Annotated in this window: 17 protein-coding genes; 10 read left to right on the top strand and 7 right to left on the bottom strand. The window is 60.4% G+C overall.

Going from position 1 to position 18,004, the window contains the following annotated elements; all coding sequences use genetic code 11:
* Window positions 1-2: 2 nt before the first annotated feature.
* Window positions 3-458: a YaiI/YqxD family protein gene (locus tag BM403_RS09895; protein WP_093542623.1), complete on the top strand. Its 456-nt coding sequence runs from the start codon at window positions 3-5 to the stop codon at window positions 456-458.
* 334 nt (window positions 459-792) lie between these two features.
* Here the strand turns inward: BM403_RS09895 and elbB are convergent, their stop codons facing one another.
* Window positions 793-1,458, bottom strand: coding sequence for an isoprenoid biosynthesis glyoxalase ElbB (gene elbB / locus BM403_RS09890; protein ID WP_093542621.1), 666 nt, complete (start codon window positions 1,456-1,458; stop codon window positions 793-795).
* Window positions 1,459-1,574: 116 nt separating this feature from the next.
* Between elbB and BM403_RS09885 the strand changes: the two genes are divergently transcribed.
* Window positions 1,575-2,810, top strand: coding sequence for a sterol desaturase family protein (locus BM403_RS09885; protein ID WP_093542619.1), 1,236 nt, complete (start codon window positions 1,575-1,577; stop codon window positions 2,808-2,810).
* Here the strand turns inward: BM403_RS09885 and BM403_RS09880 are convergent.
* Window positions 2,791-3,426: a DedA family protein gene (locus tag BM403_RS09880; RefSeq protein WP_015886472.1), complete on the bottom strand. Its 636-nt coding sequence runs from the start codon at window positions 3,424-3,426 to the stop codon at window positions 2,791-2,793. The genes BM403_RS09885 and BM403_RS09880 overlap by 20 nt on opposite strands.
* A 207-nt stretch (window positions 3,427-3,633) precedes the next feature.
* Here BM403_RS09880 and hemB point away from each other — a divergent pair, with 207 nt between their 5' ends.
* A complete protein-coding gene (hemB, locus tag BM403_RS09875) occupies window positions 3,634-4,647 on the top strand; it encodes a porphobilinogen synthase (protein WP_093542616.1) in 1,014 nt (337 codons plus the stop codon).
* 18 nt (window positions 4,648-4,665) lie between these two features.
* The gene (gene ppk1, locus BM403_RS09870; RefSeq protein ID WP_015886470.1) at window positions 4,666-6,888 is read left to right on the top strand and encodes a polyphosphate kinase 1; all 2,223 of its coding nucleotides are present in this window, start codon (window positions 4,666-4,668) and stop codon (window positions 6,886-6,888) included.
* A gap of 220 nt (window positions 6,889-7,108) precedes the next feature.
* Here the strand turns inward: ppk1 and ppx are convergent, their stop codons facing one another.
* Window positions 7,109-8,611 (bottom strand): exopolyphosphatase, encoded by a 1,503-nt coding sequence (ppx, locus tag BM403_RS09865; protein WP_015886469.1) that lies wholly within the window; start codon window positions 8,609-8,611, stop codon window positions 7,109-7,111.
* Between the two features lie 443 nt (window positions 8,612-9,054).
* On the opposite strand from ppx, the gene BM403_RS09860 reads away from it, so the two are divergent.
* The 4 genes from BM403_RS09860 (at window position 9,055) to BM403_RS09845 (ending at window position 13,599) form a co-directional block, all read left to right on the top strand.
* On the top strand, window positions 9,055-9,705 hold the full coding sequence (locus BM403_RS09860; RefSeq protein WP_043206046.1) for a DUF1120 domain-containing protein: 651 nt from the start codon (window positions 9,055-9,057) through the stop codon (window positions 9,703-9,705).
* A 133-nt stretch (window positions 9,706-9,838) separates the two neighbouring features.
* On the top strand, window positions 9,839-10,537 hold the full coding sequence (locus BM403_RS09855; RefSeq protein ID WP_080943257.1) for a fimbria/pilus chaperone family protein: 699 nt from the start codon (window positions 9,839-9,841) through the stop codon (window positions 10,535-10,537).
* A gap of 7 nt (window positions 10,538-10,544) precedes the next feature.
* Window positions 10,545-13,061 carry a fimbria/pilus outer membrane usher protein gene (locus BM403_RS09850; protein WP_256577149.1) on the top strand — a complete coding sequence of 839 codons (2,517 nt, stop codon included), beginning with the start codon at window positions 10,545-10,547 and terminating at the stop codon, window positions 13,059-13,061.
* Window positions 13,062-13,065: 4 nt separating this feature from the next.
* A complete protein-coding gene (locus tag BM403_RS09845; protein ID WP_015886465.1) occupies window positions 13,066-13,599 on the top strand; it encodes a DUF1120 domain-containing protein in 534 nt (177 codons plus the stop codon).
* Here the strand turns inward: BM403_RS09845 and BM403_RS09840 are convergent.
* The 4 genes from BM403_RS09840 to BM403_RS09825 are packed head-to-tail and all read right to left on the bottom strand — an operon-like array spanning window position 13,586 to window position 16,419.
* Window positions 13,586-14,317 (bottom strand): amino acid ABC transporter ATP-binding protein, encoded by a 732-nt coding sequence (locus BM403_RS09840; RefSeq protein WP_015886464.1) that lies wholly within the window; start codon window positions 14,315-14,317, stop codon window positions 13,586-13,588. The two genes, BM403_RS09845 and BM403_RS09840, sit on opposite strands and share 14 nt — an antisense overlap.
* Window positions 14,304-14,954, bottom strand: a complete 651-nt coding sequence (locus tag BM403_RS09835; RefSeq protein ID WP_046034889.1) for an amino acid ABC transporter permease — start codon at window positions 14,952-14,954, stop codon at window positions 14,304-14,306. The genes BM403_RS09840 and BM403_RS09835 overlap by 14 nt, the downstream gene beginning before the upstream one ends.
* Window positions 14,951-15,619, bottom strand: coding sequence for an amino acid ABC transporter permease (locus BM403_RS09830; RefSeq protein ID WP_010207407.1), 669 nt, complete (start codon window positions 15,617-15,619; stop codon window positions 14,951-14,953). The genes BM403_RS09835 and BM403_RS09830 overlap by 4 nt, the downstream gene beginning before the upstream one ends.
* Before the next feature lie 14 nt (window positions 15,620-15,633).
* Window positions 15,634-16,419 carry a transporter substrate-binding domain-containing protein gene (locus tag BM403_RS09825; RefSeq protein ID WP_015886462.1) on the bottom strand — a complete coding sequence of 262 codons (786 nt, stop codon included), beginning with the start codon at window positions 16,417-16,419 and terminating at the stop codon, window positions 15,634-15,636.
* A gap of 255 nt (window positions 16,420-16,674) precedes the next feature.
* Between BM403_RS09825 and BM403_RS09820 the strand changes: the two genes are divergently transcribed.
* Both BM403_RS09820 and trxA read left to right on the top strand, forming a co-directional pair.
* Window positions 16,675-17,370, top strand: coding sequence for a FadR/GntR family transcriptional regulator (locus BM403_RS09820; RefSeq protein WP_015886461.1), 696 nt, complete (start codon window positions 16,675-16,677; stop codon window positions 17,368-17,370).
* 121 nt (window positions 17,371-17,491) lie between these two features.
* Window positions 17,492-17,821, top strand: coding sequence for a thioredoxin TrxA (trxA, locus tag BM403_RS09815; RefSeq protein WP_015886460.1), 330 nt, complete (start codon window positions 17,492-17,494; stop codon window positions 17,819-17,821).
* The last annotated feature ends 183 nt before the right edge of the window (window positions 17,822-18,004 follow it).

Below are 18,004 nucleotides of genomic sequence, written 5' to 3'. Positions count from 1 at the left end.
GTATGCGGGTGTGGATCGATGCCGACGCCTGTCCTCGGGCGGCCAAGGACCAAGTGGTGAAGTTTGCCCTCAAGCGCCAGTTCGAAGTCGTACTGGTGGCCGGTCAGAGTCAGGTCAAGCCGAGCTTTTCTTGCGTGAAGTTGATCGTGGTGCCCAGTGGCCCGGATGCGGCGGATGACTACCTGGTGGAACACGCGGTGTCCGGCGAATTGGTGATCTGCAGCGATGTGCCCCTGGCCGACCGCTTGGTGAAAAACGGCGTCACGGCCCTCGACCCACGCGGCAAGGAGTTCAGCCCGGCGAACATGAGCGAACGCTTGGCGGTGCGCAACCTGTTCACTGATCTGCGTGAGCAAGGCCAGATGGGCGGAGGGCCACCGCCGCACGGGGAGAAGGAGAAGCAGGCGTTTGCCAATGCGTTGGACCGGATCCTGACGCGGTTAATGCGCCAGGCCTGACCCTGTGGCGGGGTAGGTGTGCCGAGCAGGCTTGTTGTGGTGAGGGTGCTTGTTGTGGTGGTCAGGCTTGTTGTGGTGAGCGAGCTTGTTGTGGTGAGCGGGCTTGCCCCGCGCTGGGCTGCGCAGCAGCCCCAATTCAGCCGACGCGGTGAGTCCGTTAGAACATGACTGCAGGGTTTAGGGCGGCTTCGCCACCCAGCGCGGGGCAAGCCCGCTCACCACAACAAGCTCGCTCACCACACAAGCCCACCCACAAGCCTACTCACAACAACAGGCCTGCTCACAAAACAGGCCCGGTCACCAGAACAAGCCCGCTCACCACAGTAGGGGGCTATCAGTCGTTCTCGTGGGTCAGTTCCAGCACCCGGTCAACCAGCTTGTTGATCCCCGATGCGACCTCGCTGATGTTCTTGCCGAGCATATAGGCCGGCGTGCTCACCAGTTTGCGTGCCGTGTCTTCGACGATATCTTCCACCGCACATTCCTGGTGTGTGGCGCCCATCTTGTCCAGCGCGGCAGCGGTGTCGGCACAGTTGCCGATGGTGCAGGTCACGCCTGGGCCGTAGATTTTGGCCGCCAGGGCCGGTGAAATGCAGATCAGCCCCACAGGCTTGCCTGCTTCGGCAAACGCCTCGGCCAGTTCCAGCACTTGCGGGTTGACGCTGCAGCCGGCGCCTTCAACGGCAAAGTTCGAGAGGTTTTTCGCCGCGCCGAACCCGCCGGGCACGATCAGCGCGTCGAAGTCTTCGGCGTTGGCGTCGCGAAGGTTCTTCACGTTACCCCGTGCGATCCGGGCCGACTCCACCAGTACATTGCGCGACTCGGGCATCTCTTCGCCGGTGAGGTGGTTGATCACGTGCAATTGCGCGATATCCGGGGCAAAACATTGGACCTGAGCGCCACGCTGGTCCAGGCGCAGCAAGGTGATCACGCTTTCGTGAATCTCTGCGCCGTCGTACACGCCGCAGCCGGAAAGGATCACTGCAATCTTTTTGCTCATGGGCATTTCTCCTGGGTTCTTGGCGTTAAATGTCTACTAATTTGTCATCTGTTGCCAATGGGATCTCGCGCCGCTGCACCTAATCTTGATGTAACAAAAATAGACCGGACCAGACCATGGACTTTGTGCCTTACGCGGTACCGTTTTTCGTCGCCTTGATCATCGTGGAGCTGCTTGCCGACCGTTGGCGCGGCGAGCGCAACTACCGGGTGGCGGATGCTATCAACAGCCTCAGCACCGGGGTGTTGTCGACGACCACGGGGTTGTTGACCAAGGGTGTGGGGCTGTTGACCTACGCGTTCGCCCTCAAGCATCTCGCTGTCATCGAACTGCCTGCCCAAAGTGTCTGGACCTGGGTGTTCGCGTTTGTGTTCTACGACTTCTGCTATTACTGGCTGCACCGCATGGGCCACGAGCGCAACATCCTGTGGGCCGCGCACTCGGTGCATCACCAGAGCGAGGACTACAACCTCAGCACCGCACTGCGCCAGACCAGCACCGGCTTCCTGCTCAGCTGGATCTTCTACCTGCCCCTGGCTGTACTGGGCGTGCCATTGGTGGTGTTTATCAGCGTGGCATCGCTCAATTTGCTGTATCAATTCTGGGTGCACACCCGGCATGTGCCGAAGCTCGGCTGGTATGAGTGGTTTTTTGTCACGCCGTCCAATCATCGGGCCCACCATGCACAGAACGCTCCCTACATGGATCGTAACTACGGCGGGGTGTTCATTATTTGGGACCGACTGTTCGGCACCTTCCAAGAGGAAGACGACAACGAGCCGGTGATTTTCGGCGTGACCACGCCGCTGGCCAGCTGGGATCCGCTGTGGGCCAACCTGCAGTTTTATGCACAGTTATGGCGTGACGCACGGCGCACCGAGAGCCGGTGGGACAAGCTGCGCATCTGGTTCATGCGCACCGGCTGGCGCCCGGCGGACGTGAAGGCCAAGTACCCGTTGGCCAAACATGACTTGAGCCAGTTCCGCAAATTCGAAGTCCCGCTGGATGTGCGCCAGCAGGTCTATATCGCCCTGCAGTTTGCGGCGTATGTAGGTTTTGGCAGCTATTTGATGAATGTTGGCGAAGGCTTGCCCACGGCGGCGTTGATCCTGGGCTGGAGTGCGATGGCGCTGGGGCTGTTTACGTTGGGCGTGGCCCTGGAGAACCGCCCGTGGGCGTGGAAGGCCGAGCTTTTGAGGCTGGCACTGAATGTGCCGCTGGTATGGCTGGCGCCGTTGACCGGGCTATGGCCCGCCAGCAACCTGGGCTGGCTGGGCCTGCTGAGCTACAGCCTGCTCAGCGTGATCGGCCTCTATTGCTGCAGAGGCCGGTTTACTCGACTGGCGTCTTAGGGGCTTCGACAGGGGCGGGTTCGGCGGCCAGTCGGGCCTTGGCTTCGGCGCAGGCCTCACGGGCAATACGCGCATTCTTGAAGCGGCGGCGCAGCCACAGGCCGAAGCCCAGTACCAGCAACGCACCCAATACCCACAGCTCATATTTCTTGACGCTACCGAGCATGCCTTCCAGTACGGCACCGAAGTGATACGCCGCAGCACCCAGGGCGGCAGCCCAGATCGCGGCTCCAATACCGTTGAGGATCAGGTAGCGCAGGGGTGGGTAGCCGGAAAGGCCGATCGCCACCGGCATGACCGTGCGCAATCCGTAGACAAAGCGAAAGCTCAGCACCCAGATATCCGGATGTTTGCGGATATGCTCCAGGGCCTTGTCGCCCATCAACTGCCAGCGTGGCTTGCGCGCTAACAGCTTGCGCCCGTGTTTGCGGCCCATGTAATACCAGAGCTGATCGCCGGCGTAGCTGCCGAAAAAGGCAACCACGACCACCAGGTTGATATCCATGTACCCACGGAACGCCAGGAAGCCTGCGAGCACCAAGATGGTCTCGCCTTCGAAGAAGGTGCCTAGGAAGAGGGCAAAGTAGCCGAAGTCATGCAGAAATTGTTGAAGCATGGTCTGGGTGCTGGCGAAATGAACGCGCAGCCTACGCCTTCACGAAGATTCATGAAAGTATCGAGATGTGTCACGAAGTGAACAATTCCTACGGAAATGACGAATGCGACTACAGGTCGCATCGTTAAGCACAACTGTCATACCTTCGTCATAATGGCCGCTTATAACTGCAACGCTCGCCCGTGAACCCGGGCTCAGGAGTCTGTCGTGAGCTTTACCCCTGCCAATCGCCTGTTTCCCGCCACCCGTCTGCGTCGCAATCGTCGAGATGATTTCTCTCGTCGTCTGGTACGTGAAAACGTGCTGACGACCAACGATCTGATCCTGCCGGTGTTTGTGCTGGACGGTGAAAATCGTCGCGAAGCAGTGGCTTCGATGCCCGGTGTGGAGCGCTTGACCATTGACCTGCTGCTTGAAGAAGCCGCCGGTTGGGTCGAGCTGGGGATTCCGGCATTGGCGCTGTTCCCGGTCACGCCGCCTGAACTCAAGTCTTTGGATGCTGCCGAAGCCTGGAACCCGGACGGGATCGCCCAGCGCGCCACCCGTGCCTTGCGCGAGCGGTTCCCGGAGCTTGGGGTGATCACCGACGTGGCGTTGGACCCGTTCACCACCCACGGGCAGGATGGCATTCTTGACGAAGACGGCTATGTTCAGAACGACATCACTGTCGACGCGCTGGTAAAGCAGGCGTTGTCCCACGCAGCGGCAGGCGCCCAGGTGGTTGCACCGTCGGACATGATGGACGGCCGCATCCAGGCGATCCGCGAAGCCCTGGAGCTGGCCGGTCACGTCAACGTGCGGATCATGGCTTACTCGGCCAAGTACGCCAGCGCCTATTACGGCCCGTTCCGCGATGCGGTGGGCTCGGCGCTGAACCTGGGCAAGGCCAACAAGGCTTCGTACCAGATGGACCCGGCCAACAGCCATGAAGCCCTGCACGAAGTGGCGGCCGACCTGGCCGAAGGCGCTGACATGGTGATGGTCAAGCCGGGGATGCCTTACCTGGACATCCTTTACCGGGTCAAAGAAGAATTCAAAGTGCCGACTTTCGTCTATCAGGTCAGCGGCGAATACGCGATGCACATGGCTGCAATACAGAATGGATGGCTGAGTGAAGGGGTGATCCTTGAATCCCTGACAGCCTTTAAACGCGCCGGGGCTGATGGCATCCTGACTTACTTCGCCGCCCGCGCCGCCCAATTGCTTAGAGAGCAACAATAGCCCTCACAGGAACACTCGATGAATACCGAAGGACTCACAGAAGTTGCCGTAAAAGACGCTCACCCGGTGGTTGAACAGGTCAGCGAGACCCCGCCGGAGCACGAGCCTGCCGCGCCGGTCGTGGTCGCCGAGCCGCCCGTACCGGCCCCGGTGGTCGCCGTGACCAACCTGGATGACAGCAGCCTGTACATCCACCGCGAGCTGTCACAACTGCAATTCAACATCCGCGTGCTGGAGCAGGCGCTGGATGAGTCCTATCCGTTGCTGGAACGGCTGAAGTTCCTGCTGATCTTCTCCAGCAACCTGGACGAGTTCTTCGAGATCCGCGTCGCCGGCCTCAAGAAGCAGATCACCTTTGCCCGCGAGCAAGCCGGCGCCGATGGCCTGCAGCCGCACCAGGCCCTGGCACGCATCAGCGAGCTGGTGCACGGCCATGTGGACCGCCAGTACGCGATCCTCAATGACATCCTGTTGCCGGAACTGGAAAAACATCAGGTCCGCTTCATCCGCCGCCGTCACTGGACCACCAAGATCAAGACCTGGGTGCGCCGTTACTTCCGTGACGAGATTTCCCCGATCATCACCCCGATCGGCCTCGACCCGACTCACCCGTTCCCGTTGCTGGTGAACAAGAGCCTCAACTTCATCGTGGAGTTGGAAGGTATCGACGCCTTCGGTCGTGACTCCGGCCTGGCGATCATCCCGGCGCCGCGCCTGTTGCCACGGATCATCAAGGTACCCGAAGAGGTGGGGGGCGCTGGCGATAACTATGTATTCCTGTCGTCGATGATCCATGCGCACGCCGATGACCTGTTCCAGGGCATGAAGGTGAAGGGTTGCTACCAATTCCGCCTGACCCGTAACGCCGACCTGGCGCTGGACTCCGAAGACGTCGAAGACTTGGCCCGTGCCCTGCGCGGTGAGCTGTTCTCGCGGCGCTACGGCGACGCGGTGCGCCTGGAAGTGGCCGACACCTGCCCCAAACACCTGTCGGACTACCTGCTCAAGCAGTTCAACCTGTCCGAGTCCGAGCTTTACCAGGTCAATGGCCCGGTGAACCTGACGCGCCTGTTCAGCATCACCGGCCTGGACAGCCACCCGGAGCTGCAATACACGCCGTTCACCCCGCAGATCCCGAAGCTGCTGCAAAACAGCGAGAACATTTTCAGTGTGGTGAGCAAGCAGGACATCCTGTTGCTGCACCCGTTCGAGTCCTTCACCCCGGTGGTCGACCTGCTGCGCCAGGCTGCCAAGGACCCGCACGTCTTGGCCGTACGCCAAACCCTGTACCGTTCCGGCGCCAACTCGGAAATTGTCGACGCCTTGGTCGACGCCGCGCGTAACGGCAAGGAAGTCACTGCGGTGATCGAGTTGCGTGCGCGGTTCGACGAAGAATCCAACCTGCAGCTGGCCAGCCGTCTGCAGGCGGCGGGTGCGGTGGTGATCTACGGCGTCGTGGGCTTCAAGACTCACGCCAAGATGATGCTGATCCTGCGCCGTGAAGCCGGTGAGATCGTGCGTTACGCCCACTTGGGCACCGGCAACTATCACGCCGGCAACGCCAAGCTCTACACCGACTACAGCCTGCTGACGTCCGACGATGCCTTGTGTGAAGACGTCGGCAAGTTGTTCAGCCAGTTGATCGGCATGGGCAAGACCTTGCGCATGAAGAAGCTGCTGCACGCGCCGTTCACCCTCAAGAAGGGCATGCTCGACATGATTGCCCGCGAAACCCAGTTCGCCCTGGAGGGCAAACCTGCGCACATTATTGCCAAGTTCAACTCGCTGACCGATCCGAAGATCATCCGCGCGCTGTACAAGGCCAGCCAGTCCGGCGTGCGTATCGACCTAGTGGTGCGTGGGATGTGCTGCCTGCGTCCGGGCATTGTCGGGGTGTCGCACAACATTCATGTGCGCTCGATCATCGGCCGCTTCCTGGAACACACACGGGTGTTCTACTTCCTCAACGGCGGCGAGGAGCAGATGTTCCTCTCCAGCGCCGACTGGATGGAGCGCAACCTCGATAAGCGTGTGGAGACCTGCTTCCCGGTGGAAGGCAAGAAGCTGATCATGCGGGTCAAGAAGGAGCTGGAAAGCTACCTGACCGACAACACCCACAGCTGGAGCCTGCAGTCGGACGGGCGCTACGTGCGCAACACACCGACCGGCAACCAGAACCCGCGCAGTGCGCAGGCGACGCTGTTAGAGAAGTTGGGTAGCCCGATCCTGTCGGTGAATTAATCCAGGCTAACGCGACCCCATGTGGGAGCAGGCTTGTGTGGTGAGCGGGCTTGCCCCGCGCTGGGCTGCGAAGCGGCCCTAAAACCAAACGCCGCATTCTGTCTGACAGAATGCGGCGTTTTTATTGGGGCTGCTTCGCAGCCCAGCGCGGGGCAAGCCCGCTCACCACATAAGCCCGCTCACCACGCAAGCCCGCTCACACAGTTGTTTGCGGTGTTCATCAGCGCAAATTAAGGCTGAACCCCACCCGCGTCAGCCACTCCGCTTCCTGGCCAAAATCTGCCTGGGTCAGCTGGTTCTCATCCAGCCAGCCTTTCGGGAACACCACGTCCAGGCTGTCGCCGTCGGCGCGCAGGGTTACCTGAGGCATTTCCTGGGTGCCACGAATGTGGTGGAACAGGATCGCAAAGCGCAGCAGCACGCACAGGCGAATCAGCTTGATGCCTTCGTCACCGAATTCAGCGAACTTGTCCCTGGGGATGTTGCGGCGATGGCCGCGCACCAACAGGGCGAGCATCTGCTGGTCTTCCCGGGAGAAACCCGCCAGGTCCGAATGCTCGATCAGGTAGGCGCCGTGCTTGTGGTAATGGTAGTGGGCGATATCCAGGCCCACTTCATGCACCTTGGCGGCCCAGCCCAGCAACTCGCGCCATACACCGTCTTCCAAGTCCCAATCCTCGGCCACCTGGTCGAAGGCGTGCAGCGCTTTGCGTTCCACGCGGGCGGCTTGTTCCAGATCGACATGGTAGCGCTCCATCAACGAGGTGAGCGTGCGCTCACGCACGTCTTCGTGATGGTGACGCCCCAGCAGGTCGTAGAGCACGCCTTCGCGCAGGGCGCCGTCGCAGTGGTCCATGCGCTGAAGTTCGAGGGCGTCGAAGATCGCTTCGAGAATCGCCAGGCCGGCCGGGAAGATAGTACGACGGTCGGGCTTGATGCCGTCGAAGTCGATTTTTTCTGCATCCCCCAGCTTGAACAGTTTGCGCTTGAGCCACGCCAAGCCTTCGGCGTTGACCTCGCCGGTGCCATGGCCGCCGGCTTTCAGGGCCAGGCCGATGGCGCGGATGGTGCCGGACGAACCGATGGCTTCATCCCAAGTCAGGCGGTGCAGGGCGTGCTCGATGCTCATGATCTCCAGTCGCGCCGCCGTGTAGGCCTGGGCATAGCGCGCCGGGGTGATCTTGCCATCCTTGAAATAGCGTTGGGTGTAGCTGACGCAGCCCATCTGCAGGCTTTCGCGCAGCAGCGGCTCGAAGCGCTGGCCAATGATGAATTCGGTGCTGCCGCCCCCAATGTCGGCGACCAGGCGTTTGCCAGGGGTGTCAGCCAGGGTGTGGGACACGCCGAGGTAGATCAGGCGCGCTTCTTCACGGCCGGAGATGACTTCTACGGGATGCCCGAGGATTTCCTCGGCGCGCCGGATGAATTCGCCGCGGTTACGGGCTTCACGCAGGGCGTTGGTGCCGACGATTCGCACGGCGCCCAGGGGCATGCCGTTGATCAGTTGGGCAAAGCGCTTGAGACAATCAAGCCCGCGTTGCATGGATTCTTCATTGAGTTGGCGCTCATCGTCGATTCCGGCAGCCAGTTGCACTTTTTCGCCGAGCCGCTCAAGGATGCGGATTTCGCCGTTCTGGGCCTTGGCCACGACCATGTGAAAGCTGTTCGAGCCCAGGTCGATGGCGGCGATCAGGGACAGATTCTTGGCTTGGGATTGCGGCATGGTTAGGGGGTCTCGGTCGATAACCCAGCCATCGTGCCACGATCGACCTTTGGTGCCAACGCGTACGGCTTCGGTAATTTTCATGTAGGTGTCTGTGAGGAATTCTTGTAGGTAATGTAGGGAGGTTTCTGAACCACCCTTGAATAGAGCTTCACTTTTGTAGGAGTTATTAACCTCTTGTTGTCATTTTGCTGTTTATGATTTTGCCTACAAGGGAGCGATTAATAACTTATTGGTTTTGTATTTACGCCTACTTGGTGTTTTGGCTTGGCTCACTATTTGTTTTTACGGTTCCCACAATGACTGGCGTCTAATCTGATTCTTTAATCAGGTGCCAAAACGACAGACTGTCATCCGGCAATTACGCCGTGGTGTTATTTATTTAGGGTCGGAATGTTCGGCCTTCGTGAATGCACCGACTCATTACAGATGACAGGTTGACTATGAAAAAAATGCTTGGTGTGACAGTGGGGACTCTTTGCCTGGTCGCGAGTATCGGGGCTCATGCAACGAATGTTGCTGAACTGATTGTACGCGGGACTATCAAGCCGGTGGCTTGCAACCTTAGCCTCGCCGGTGGCGGCATCGTTGATTACCAGACAATTCCCGCCGCAAGCTTGTCGCCGACGCAGTTCACTTCTCTTGCAGCGAAAACGGTCGGCTTGAGCATCAGTTGCGGCCAAACCCCAGCGCAGTTCCGAGTGGCGCTGAGTGACCTGCAATCCGCCAGCAAGGTGACAGGCATCCTCGGTACCGGGTTCACCGAGGCGCAGAACTACGGTCTGGGTCTCGCCAATAGCAAGCGTACCGGTGGGTACTCCGTCACCCTCAAAAATCTGCAATCGTCCAGCGGGACCCTGAGCCCTATCATGCGCAGCAGCTCGGGCGCTGCCTGGCAGAACAGTGACGGTAAAGTCGCCCAATCACCCGCCCAGTATTCGTGGCGCAGCGGTACCAGTGTGGTACCTGCATCCGTCACCAGTCTTACGGGCACACTTGAAGTGAAAGCCGTTATCAACCGCACACAGGATTTGGACCTGACCCGCGATGTAACGTTGGATGGTCGCACCAGCCTGTCAGTGGATTACATCTAAGTACGTCATTAACGGCCGACATTAACGCAAAGGTACTTATCTATCTCTGTTAAATGTCGGCTGTTTTAACGTGTGCGTTTGTTGGTGTTTGATTTTATGGCTGTGGGGAAAATCGGTGAATGTTCTATCAATAATGGTTGTGTCGTTGCTGCGCTATATAAGCTTGTGCCTCTTTTGGTGTGGTTTGGCAGTCGCAGACGGAATGCAACCCGAAACAACCGTTGTCATTCTTAATGAAGAAGAGGGTGAGGCAACGCTTAATGTTAAAAATACCGACCCTGGCCCTGCGTTGCTCCATTCGGTCATACAAAACATACCCGAAGACCTGGAACCCTTGTTGATCGTAACGCCCCCGATTACTCGGGTCGAAGCGGGCGACACCCAACTTGTTCGCTTCATCAGTACCACGAAGAAACCGCTCAAGACCCAGCGCCTGAAACGGGTTTCCTTTGAAGGTATCCCCGAGGCACGAGCACCCGGCGGTGCGACCATTGGTATCACCCTGCGCCAGAGCCTGCCCTTGATCCTGCACCCTAAAGGCTTGCCCAGGCATGACGCGCCCTGGCAGTTGCTGACATGGAAGCGTGAAGGGGATCAGTTGAGGGTCCACAACAACAGCGCTTACGTCGTACGCCTGGGGATGGAAGTACAACTGCATCCGCAGGCAAGCGTTGCAACGTTGCCGCGAACCTACATCCTCCCGGGCGAAGTGCTGACGCTTGCGTCGGCAGGCCCGGTGGCGGGCGTGGTGGCCGTGGGGATTCAACCGGCCACGGTCTACGGGTTTACGGTGGATACCTACCGCGCACCCGTTACGGCTGATGCGGATTGACGCGCCTATGAAGAAGAGCAGGCATACCCGTCGCTCTGCCAATAGCGTGCCGAGCAATGTTTCCCAAGCGCGTTCCAGGATTCTGCTGGGGCTTGCGACGCTGTGGAGTCTGCCCGGTACCAGCGTAGCGGTCGGGCTGGGGGAAGGTTTTGATCTGGCTGCGTTGACCTCCCTTGGCATTGATCCACAGGTGTCGGAATACTTTCGTAGCGCCGCGCGCTTTCGCGAAGGTGTCCATGTGGTCGGGCTGCGAGTCAATGGCACCCCGCTGGGGTTGGTTGATGCACGTTTCGATTACCAGGGCCAGTTGTGCTTCACCCCTGCGTTACTGGCAAAGGCCGGTCTGGTCACCCCGTCCAGGGTTCTGCGTGAGGGCATTACCCCTGACCAGGCCTGCCATGACTTCGTCGGGGAATACCCGGCGACCATGGTGCGGCTACGCCCCAGCAGCGATGAGATCACCCTGGTGGTGCCCACGCAGTCCCTGCGCGAGCCCGAGTGGGAGACCGGGAATTTTTCCCAGGGGGGCGCGGCAGCCCTCTTTAACTACGACATATTGGGTTTCGATACCCACTCGCGCGGTGGGCCAAGTCGCTTCGTATCGGCCTATACCGAGGCGGGTTTCAACCTGGGTAATTGGATTGTCCGCAGCCGCCAGTTTTATGTGTCCGACAATGGCAAGACGCGCACCGAGCAGGTGAATGCTTATGCCCAGCGTGATATCGCGGCGTTGCAGTCGACCTTCCAGGTGGGGCAGATTTCCAGCAACAACCCGATATTTGGCGGTGTGCAGCTGACGGGCTTGCAGTTCTCCCCGGATGGCCAGCAGCGCACCGGCGCGGGCGACAGCAACGTCGTGGTGGAAGGGCTGGCTCAAAGCCAGTCTCGGGTCGAAGTCCGTCAATCGGGCGCATTGATCCACTCCACCCTGGTGCCGGAAGGTCCGTTCAGGCTCACCGGTTTGCCATTGCTGAACAGCACCAGCGACCTTGACGTGAGCGTGATTGACGTGCGTGGGGCCAAGCGCAGTTTCGTGGTGCCCGCTGCTTCCTTTCGTGGTGGGGCGCCGGTGGAGCCGGGGTACTATTTTTCCCTCGGCAAGGTGCGTGAGACGTCCCTCGACAACCGGGAGTCCCCTGTGGTCGCCATGGGCAGCGGCACCTGGGGATTGGGCCAGCGATCATCGTTGGGCTTCGGTCTGCTGAGTACCGATGAGTACCAGTCGGCAGGCGGCTCCCTGAGCAGTGTATTTTTCCACCAGGTGAGCGTGGGTGTGCGGCATAACCTGTCCCGTGATGCTCAAGATGAGGTGGGAGGCGCACGTAGCACGCTGTCTTTGGGGACTCCGTTATTTGCCAACCTTGATATCAACCTGAGTGCCTCGGCACAGAGCCGCGGCTACCGGGAAGTACTGGACGCCGGCCAGGCGTCGCGAGGGTACGATCTGGATGCGCGTTTCAAGCGCCAGTACACGGCAGGTTTGAGCTGGGCGGACCCGTCCCTGGGCGGTTTCTCCCTCGGCTTCACACGTAACTCGCAATTTGACGGGCACTCCAACGATCACCTCTTTGCCTCGTGGAACAACACCTTCAACGGCGTGGGGGTAGCCCTGATCGCCGACGCTCAGGTAGGTGCGACCGAGCCTCGGCGCCTGGACCCGGTTCGGGGCGGTCGCCGTGACGAGCGGCTGGACGAGGGCACGTCCGTCCGGCTGCAGGTCACGGTGCCGCTCGGCGATGATCGGCGTGTGAGCGCTTACGTCAGTCGTCGAGGTGACCGGCTGGATGCCGGCACCGCCCTCAGCGAGCGGGTCAACGACTATGTGAACTACGAGGTCGGTGTTGATCGGGACCTGAAAGAACGAGAGCAAAGCGTGCGTGGCCGTGTGGACATCTTGCCGCTCTATACCCGCGTGAGCCTGGGCGTCGACCGTGACCCGTCGAACACCAACTATTCCGGCCAACTGCAAGGCGGCATCGTGGCCCATGAGCACGGCGTGACCTTCTCGCCGTATGCGGTGCAGGACACCTTTGGCATTGTCTCGGTGGGTGATATCGGTGCGGCAAAGGTCTCGACGCCCCAAGGACCGGTATGGACCGATTTCAGTGGCCAGGCCGTGATCCCCGGGCTGCAGGCTTACAGCAACAACCATCTGCAGGTGCAGACCCAGTCGCTGCCCAAGCGCGTCGACTTGAAGAACGGGACCAAGGTGCTCGCCGCTGGTCGGGGTTCAGTCAATATTCTCAACTTTGATGTGGTGAAAGTCCGTCGCCTGTTGCTTGAAGCTCAGGATGAACAAGGTCGGCCCTTGCCTCAAGGGGCTGCTGTGTTTGGCCAGGACAACAACTTTGTAACCAGCGTGGTGGGTGAGGGCATGATTTTCCTCAGCAACATCGATGGGCCGCAAACCCTGAAGGTTTCATTGCCGGATTCGCAATCCTGCCTGCTGCAAGTCAACCCGGAGCAAGAGCCTGACGATGACCAACTCTACGAAACCGCACCCGTGGTATGCCATGTTCGCTGAACGGATGAACGGCCCGCGTGCCGCTGGCGTGTGTCTGGTGGTCGTCGCCCTGCTGGTGAACCAGGCGCGGGCCGAAGACTGCCGGATGACCTTGAGCGAGCCCCGGGTCGATTACGGGGTGATTCGTCCCTCGCAAACGTCGTCCGGTCGCTCGACACTGAGGCTGGATACGCAGCGTACGCTGCACCTGAGCGTGCTCTGCGCCAACCCGGCGGCAATGGCATTGCGCTTCAGTGGTGCGCCTGCCGATGCCCAGGGTTTTCAGTTTGGCCGGCAAGGACGCTTCATGTTGAGCCTGAGGCGGGCTCAGGTCGACGGCAGGCCGGTGGCGTGGCAACCCGATGAAACGGCTGACGGGCGGCTGTTACCTGGCCGCACATTGGTGGCGAGCGCAGCCGGTGTGCCAGTGACGGGCCGCCGGTTGACGGCCCAGGTAGAGATTGAGGTTCACTTGCCCGCCGATGCCCTCTCGGTGCGCCGGGAGGTGCTGCTGGAGGGGCATGGCCAATTCGAACTGGTCAGTCCTACTGTTCCGTAGAGCCGATGAAGTTGGCCAGTTCGACCGTTTGCGGGTTGGCGAACAGCTGCTTGGGGTCACCCACTTCATGCACCTTTCCTTGGTGCATGAACACCAGCTTATCGCCGACTTCCCGCGCGAAGCGCATTTCGTGGGTCACCATGATCAGGGTCATGCCGTCCTTGGCCAGTTGGCGCACCACGCTGAGCACTTCGTTGACCAGTTCCGGGTCGAGGGCCGAGGTGATCTCGTCGCACAGCAACACCTTGGGTGACATCGCCAGCGCGCGGGCAATCGCCACGCGTTGTTGCTGGCCGCCGGACAGGCGATCGGGGAAGGCGTCGAATTTCTCGCCCAGCCCCACGCGTTCGAGCATTTGCCTGGCCAATTGGGCGGCCTTGGCCTTGGGCACCTTCTGCACCACTTGTGGCGCAAGCATGACGTTTTCGCCGACAGTCAGGTGCGGGAACAGGTTGAACTGCTGGAACACCATGCCGACTTTCTGCCGCAGGCTGCGCAGGTCGGCGCGGGCAGCGTCCAGGTATTCGCCATCGACTTCGATCACGCCGTCGTTGATGGATTCCAGGCCGTTGAGGGTTCGCAGCAAAGTGGACTTGCCCGAGCCGCTGCGGCCGATGATCGCCACCACCTGGCCTTCTTCAACGGTCAGGTCGATGCCCTTGAGTACGTGGTGATCGCCGTAATACTTATGCAGGGCGGAAATTCTAAGCAGAGGCATGCAGTCTCCTTTCCAGGTAGCGCGCACTGAGGGACAAGGGGTAGCAGAGCAAAAAGTAACCAAGGGCCACCAGGCCGTAGACCATGAAGGGCTCGAAGGTGGCGTTGGCGAGCATGCCGCCGGTCTTGGTCAGTTCGGTAAAGCCTATGATCGAAGTCACGGCGGTGCCTTTGACGACTTGCACCGAGAAGCCCACCGTTGGCGCCACGGCAATTCGCAGCGCCTGGGGCAGGATCACGTAGCGCAGTTGCTCCAGTGGGTTAAGCGCCAGGCTGGCCGACGCTTCCCATTGCCCATGGGCAATGGAGTCGACGCAGCCGCGCCAGATTTCGGCCAGGTAGGCGCTGGTAAACAGGGTCAGGGCAATGGCCGCCGCCAGCCAGGGCGAGATATCCACGCCGAGCAGGGCAATGCCGAAAAACACCAGGAACAGCTGCATCAGCAGCGGTGTGCCCTGGAACAGTTCGATATAGGTGCGCGCCACGTTGCGCGGGAAGGCTTTGCGGCTGATGCGCATCGTCATCACCAGCAAACCGATCACGCCGCCACCAACAAACGCCACCAGCGACAGCAGGAGTGTCCATTGCAGGCCGGTGGCCAGGTTACGCACGATGTCCCAAAAGGAAAAATCACTCATCGGCTGTTCCTCATCACGAAGCGTCGACCGATCCAATTGAGCAACTGGCGAATCATCAGCGCCATGCACAGGTACACCAGGGTGGTCAGGGCATAGGTTTCGAACGCACGGAAGTTACGCGACTGGATAAAGTTGGCGGCAAAGCTCAGCTCCTCGGTGGCGATCTGGGAACACACCGCCGAACCGAGCATCACGATGATGATCTGGCTGCTCAGCGCCGGCCATACCTTGCCCAGCGCCGGCAGCAGCACCACATGACGGAAGGCTTCGAAACGCGTCATGGCCAGCGCGGCGGCGGCTTCCAGTTGCCCGCGGGGAATGGCTTGGATGCCGGCGCGGATGATCTCGGTGGAGTAGGCCCCCAAGTTGATCACCATCGCCAGCACTGCGGCTTGCCACTCGGTAATTTTCAGCCCCAATGACGGCAGGCCGAAGAAGATGAAGAACAGCTGCACCAGGAACGGTGTGTTGCGAATCAACTCGACATACACACCGAAGCACCAGGCGAAGGGCTGGATCTTCCACGCCCTCACCACCGCTCCGACGGTGCCCAGGGCTACCCCCAGGATCGCACCGATCGCTGTCAGCTCAAGGGTGAACAGTGCGCCGCGCAGCAGCAGGTCGGTATTGGCCAGCACCGGCACAAAGTCGAATTGATAGGCCATGGGTCAGCTCCGCCTTAGAGATCAGCAGGCAATGGTTCTTTGAGCCACTGCATCGCGTTCTTTTCCAGGCTGCCGTCGGCCTTGGCCGCAACCAGGATCTGATTGACCTTCTCCAGCAGTGCGGGCTCGTTCTTGTTCACGCCCACGTACACGGGGGAATCCTTGAGCTTCACCTTCAACGCCGGCACGCGTTTCGGGTTGCGCTCGCTGATCGCCACCATCACCACGTTACCGCTGGCAATCAGGTCGACCTGGCCGGCCAGGTAGGCGGCGATGGTCGAGTTGTTGTCTTCGAAGCGTTTGATCGTGGCTTCCTTGGGCGCGACGGCGGTCAGCTCGATGTCTTCAATGGCGCCACGGGTCACGCTGATGGTCTTGCCCTTGAGGTCGTCGACGCTGCTGATGGCGGCATCAGGCGGACCGAACACGGCCAGGTAGAACGGCGCGTAGGCCTTGGAGAAATCGATGACCTTTTCGCGCTCGGGGTTCTTGCCCAGGCTGGAAATCACCAGGTCGACCTTGCCGGTGGTGAGGAACGGAATACGGTTGGTGCTGTTCACCGGGGTCAGCTCCAGCTTGACCTTGAGCTGGTCGGCCAACAGCTTGGCGGTGTCGATGTCGAGGCCGCGAGGCTTCATGTCAGGGCCGACCGAGCCGAACGGCGGGAAGTCCTGGGGCACGGCGACCTTTAGGGTGCCACGGGCAACGATGTCGTCCAGACCATTGGCCTGGGCGGGTGCCTGGCTCAGCATCAGGCTGGCGAACAGGGCAGTAAGCAGGGCGCTGTAGCGCTTGGTCATGGCAACTCTCCGAGAAGGGCGAAGGGATTTTCTGGATTTGCCCAGTGCACAGCCCATGCCAGTACCGCTCAGATCGTCTGTAAGGCTGGTGTTTATTGAGCCGAGGTGGTCTTACTGGTCTGAACAGTTGTCGGGCTTTTCGCACCCTTTTCGAGCGCTGGCAGAATCGGGCGAGCGCCTTTGGGGCGTGGCTTGCCGCCTGCCGCGAATAGCTTTACAACTAGCCGCTCAGTTGACTGGAACCTTGAGTTTTTTATGAATTCCATCGCCCAAGCCGTACCGGAAGCGGCCCTGCAGGCCATCCGCAAACTGATCAAGGAGCAAGGCTTCGGGCCGGGCGATGCGTTGCCGTCCCAGCGTGACCTGGCCGTGCAGTTGGGCGTGAGCCGGGCGTCGTTGCGCGAGGCGTTGTCGTCACTGAGTGCCTTGGGAGTGGTGAGTGTGCAGCCTGGCAAGGGGGTGTTCGTGCAAGCGCCCGAGGAATCGCCAGGGTTTGCCTGGCCATTCGCGGCGCAGGCCACGCCGCTGGATATCTTCCAGTTGCGATACGCCCTTGAGGGGTTTGCGGCGGGGCTGGCGGCGGTCACGTTGACGACGGATGAACTGGACCGCCTGGAAGACAACGTCGAAGCGATGCGCAAGGTGCTCAAGGTCGGCGACTTTGAAGCCGCCGCGCGGCTGGACTTTGAATTTCACCAACGCATCCTGCTGGCCAGCGGTAACCAAGCCATGGTGAGTATCCTGAGCGCCAGCGCCGAGGTGTTCCTGGAGAGCCAGAAACTACCGTTCATCCGGCCGGAGCGGGCCATGGAAACCTGGCAGGAGCACCGCAAGATCCTGCGTGCCCTGGCCCGGCGCGCCAGTGCGGCGGCGCAGAAAACCATGCAGGAACACGTGCGCAATGCGGCGTTGCGCACGGGCATCGCCTTCGTGACTCCCGTAACGCCGTGAGTTGGGCTATACGCAAACTCATGCGCCACCATAGCAAGACTCAATCAGAGGCGGCTTCCTGAACGGGGGAAGGGCGGCTATGATGGGCCACGTTTTTTTTGCTTACAATCCGGAGACATCCATGAGCAACGATCTTATCAAGCACGTCACCGACGCGACCTTTGAGGCCGAAGTACTCAAGGCTGCTGGCCCGGTGCTGGTTGACTACTGGGCTGAATGGTGCGGCCCTTGCAAAATGATCGCTCCAGTCCTGGACGACATTGCGACCACCTACGAAGGCAAGCTGACCATTGCCAAGCTGAACATCGACGACAACCAGGAAACCCCGGCCAAGCATGGCGTGCGTGGTATTCCTACGCTGATGCTGTTCAAGAACGGCAACGTCGAAGCCACTAAAGTAGGCGCGCTGTCGAAGTCTCAGCTGCAAGCTTTCCTCGACGCGAACATCTAAGCGTCGTCAAAAAAGCCCCGCAAATAGCGGGGCTTTTTCGTGAAACAGGGCTAGACGCTCCCAAACTCAGGTGGTACATTCGGCCCCGCACTGGTTTCTCCACTGCCCCCTGCAAGCCGTCGCCGACGCATTCCTTTTCGATTAGTACGCGATCCTGTCGCCTTCTCTGCGGCGCGGCCTCAT

This window comes from Pseudomonas sp. OV546, from assembly GCF_900116845.1.
Lineage (GTDB): Bacteria > Pseudomonadota > Gammaproteobacteria > Pseudomonadales > Pseudomonadaceae > Aquipseudomonas > Aquipseudomonas petroselini.
Note: the sequence above shows the minus strand (reverse complement) of the source record. Positions and strands in the feature narration are given on the sequence as shown.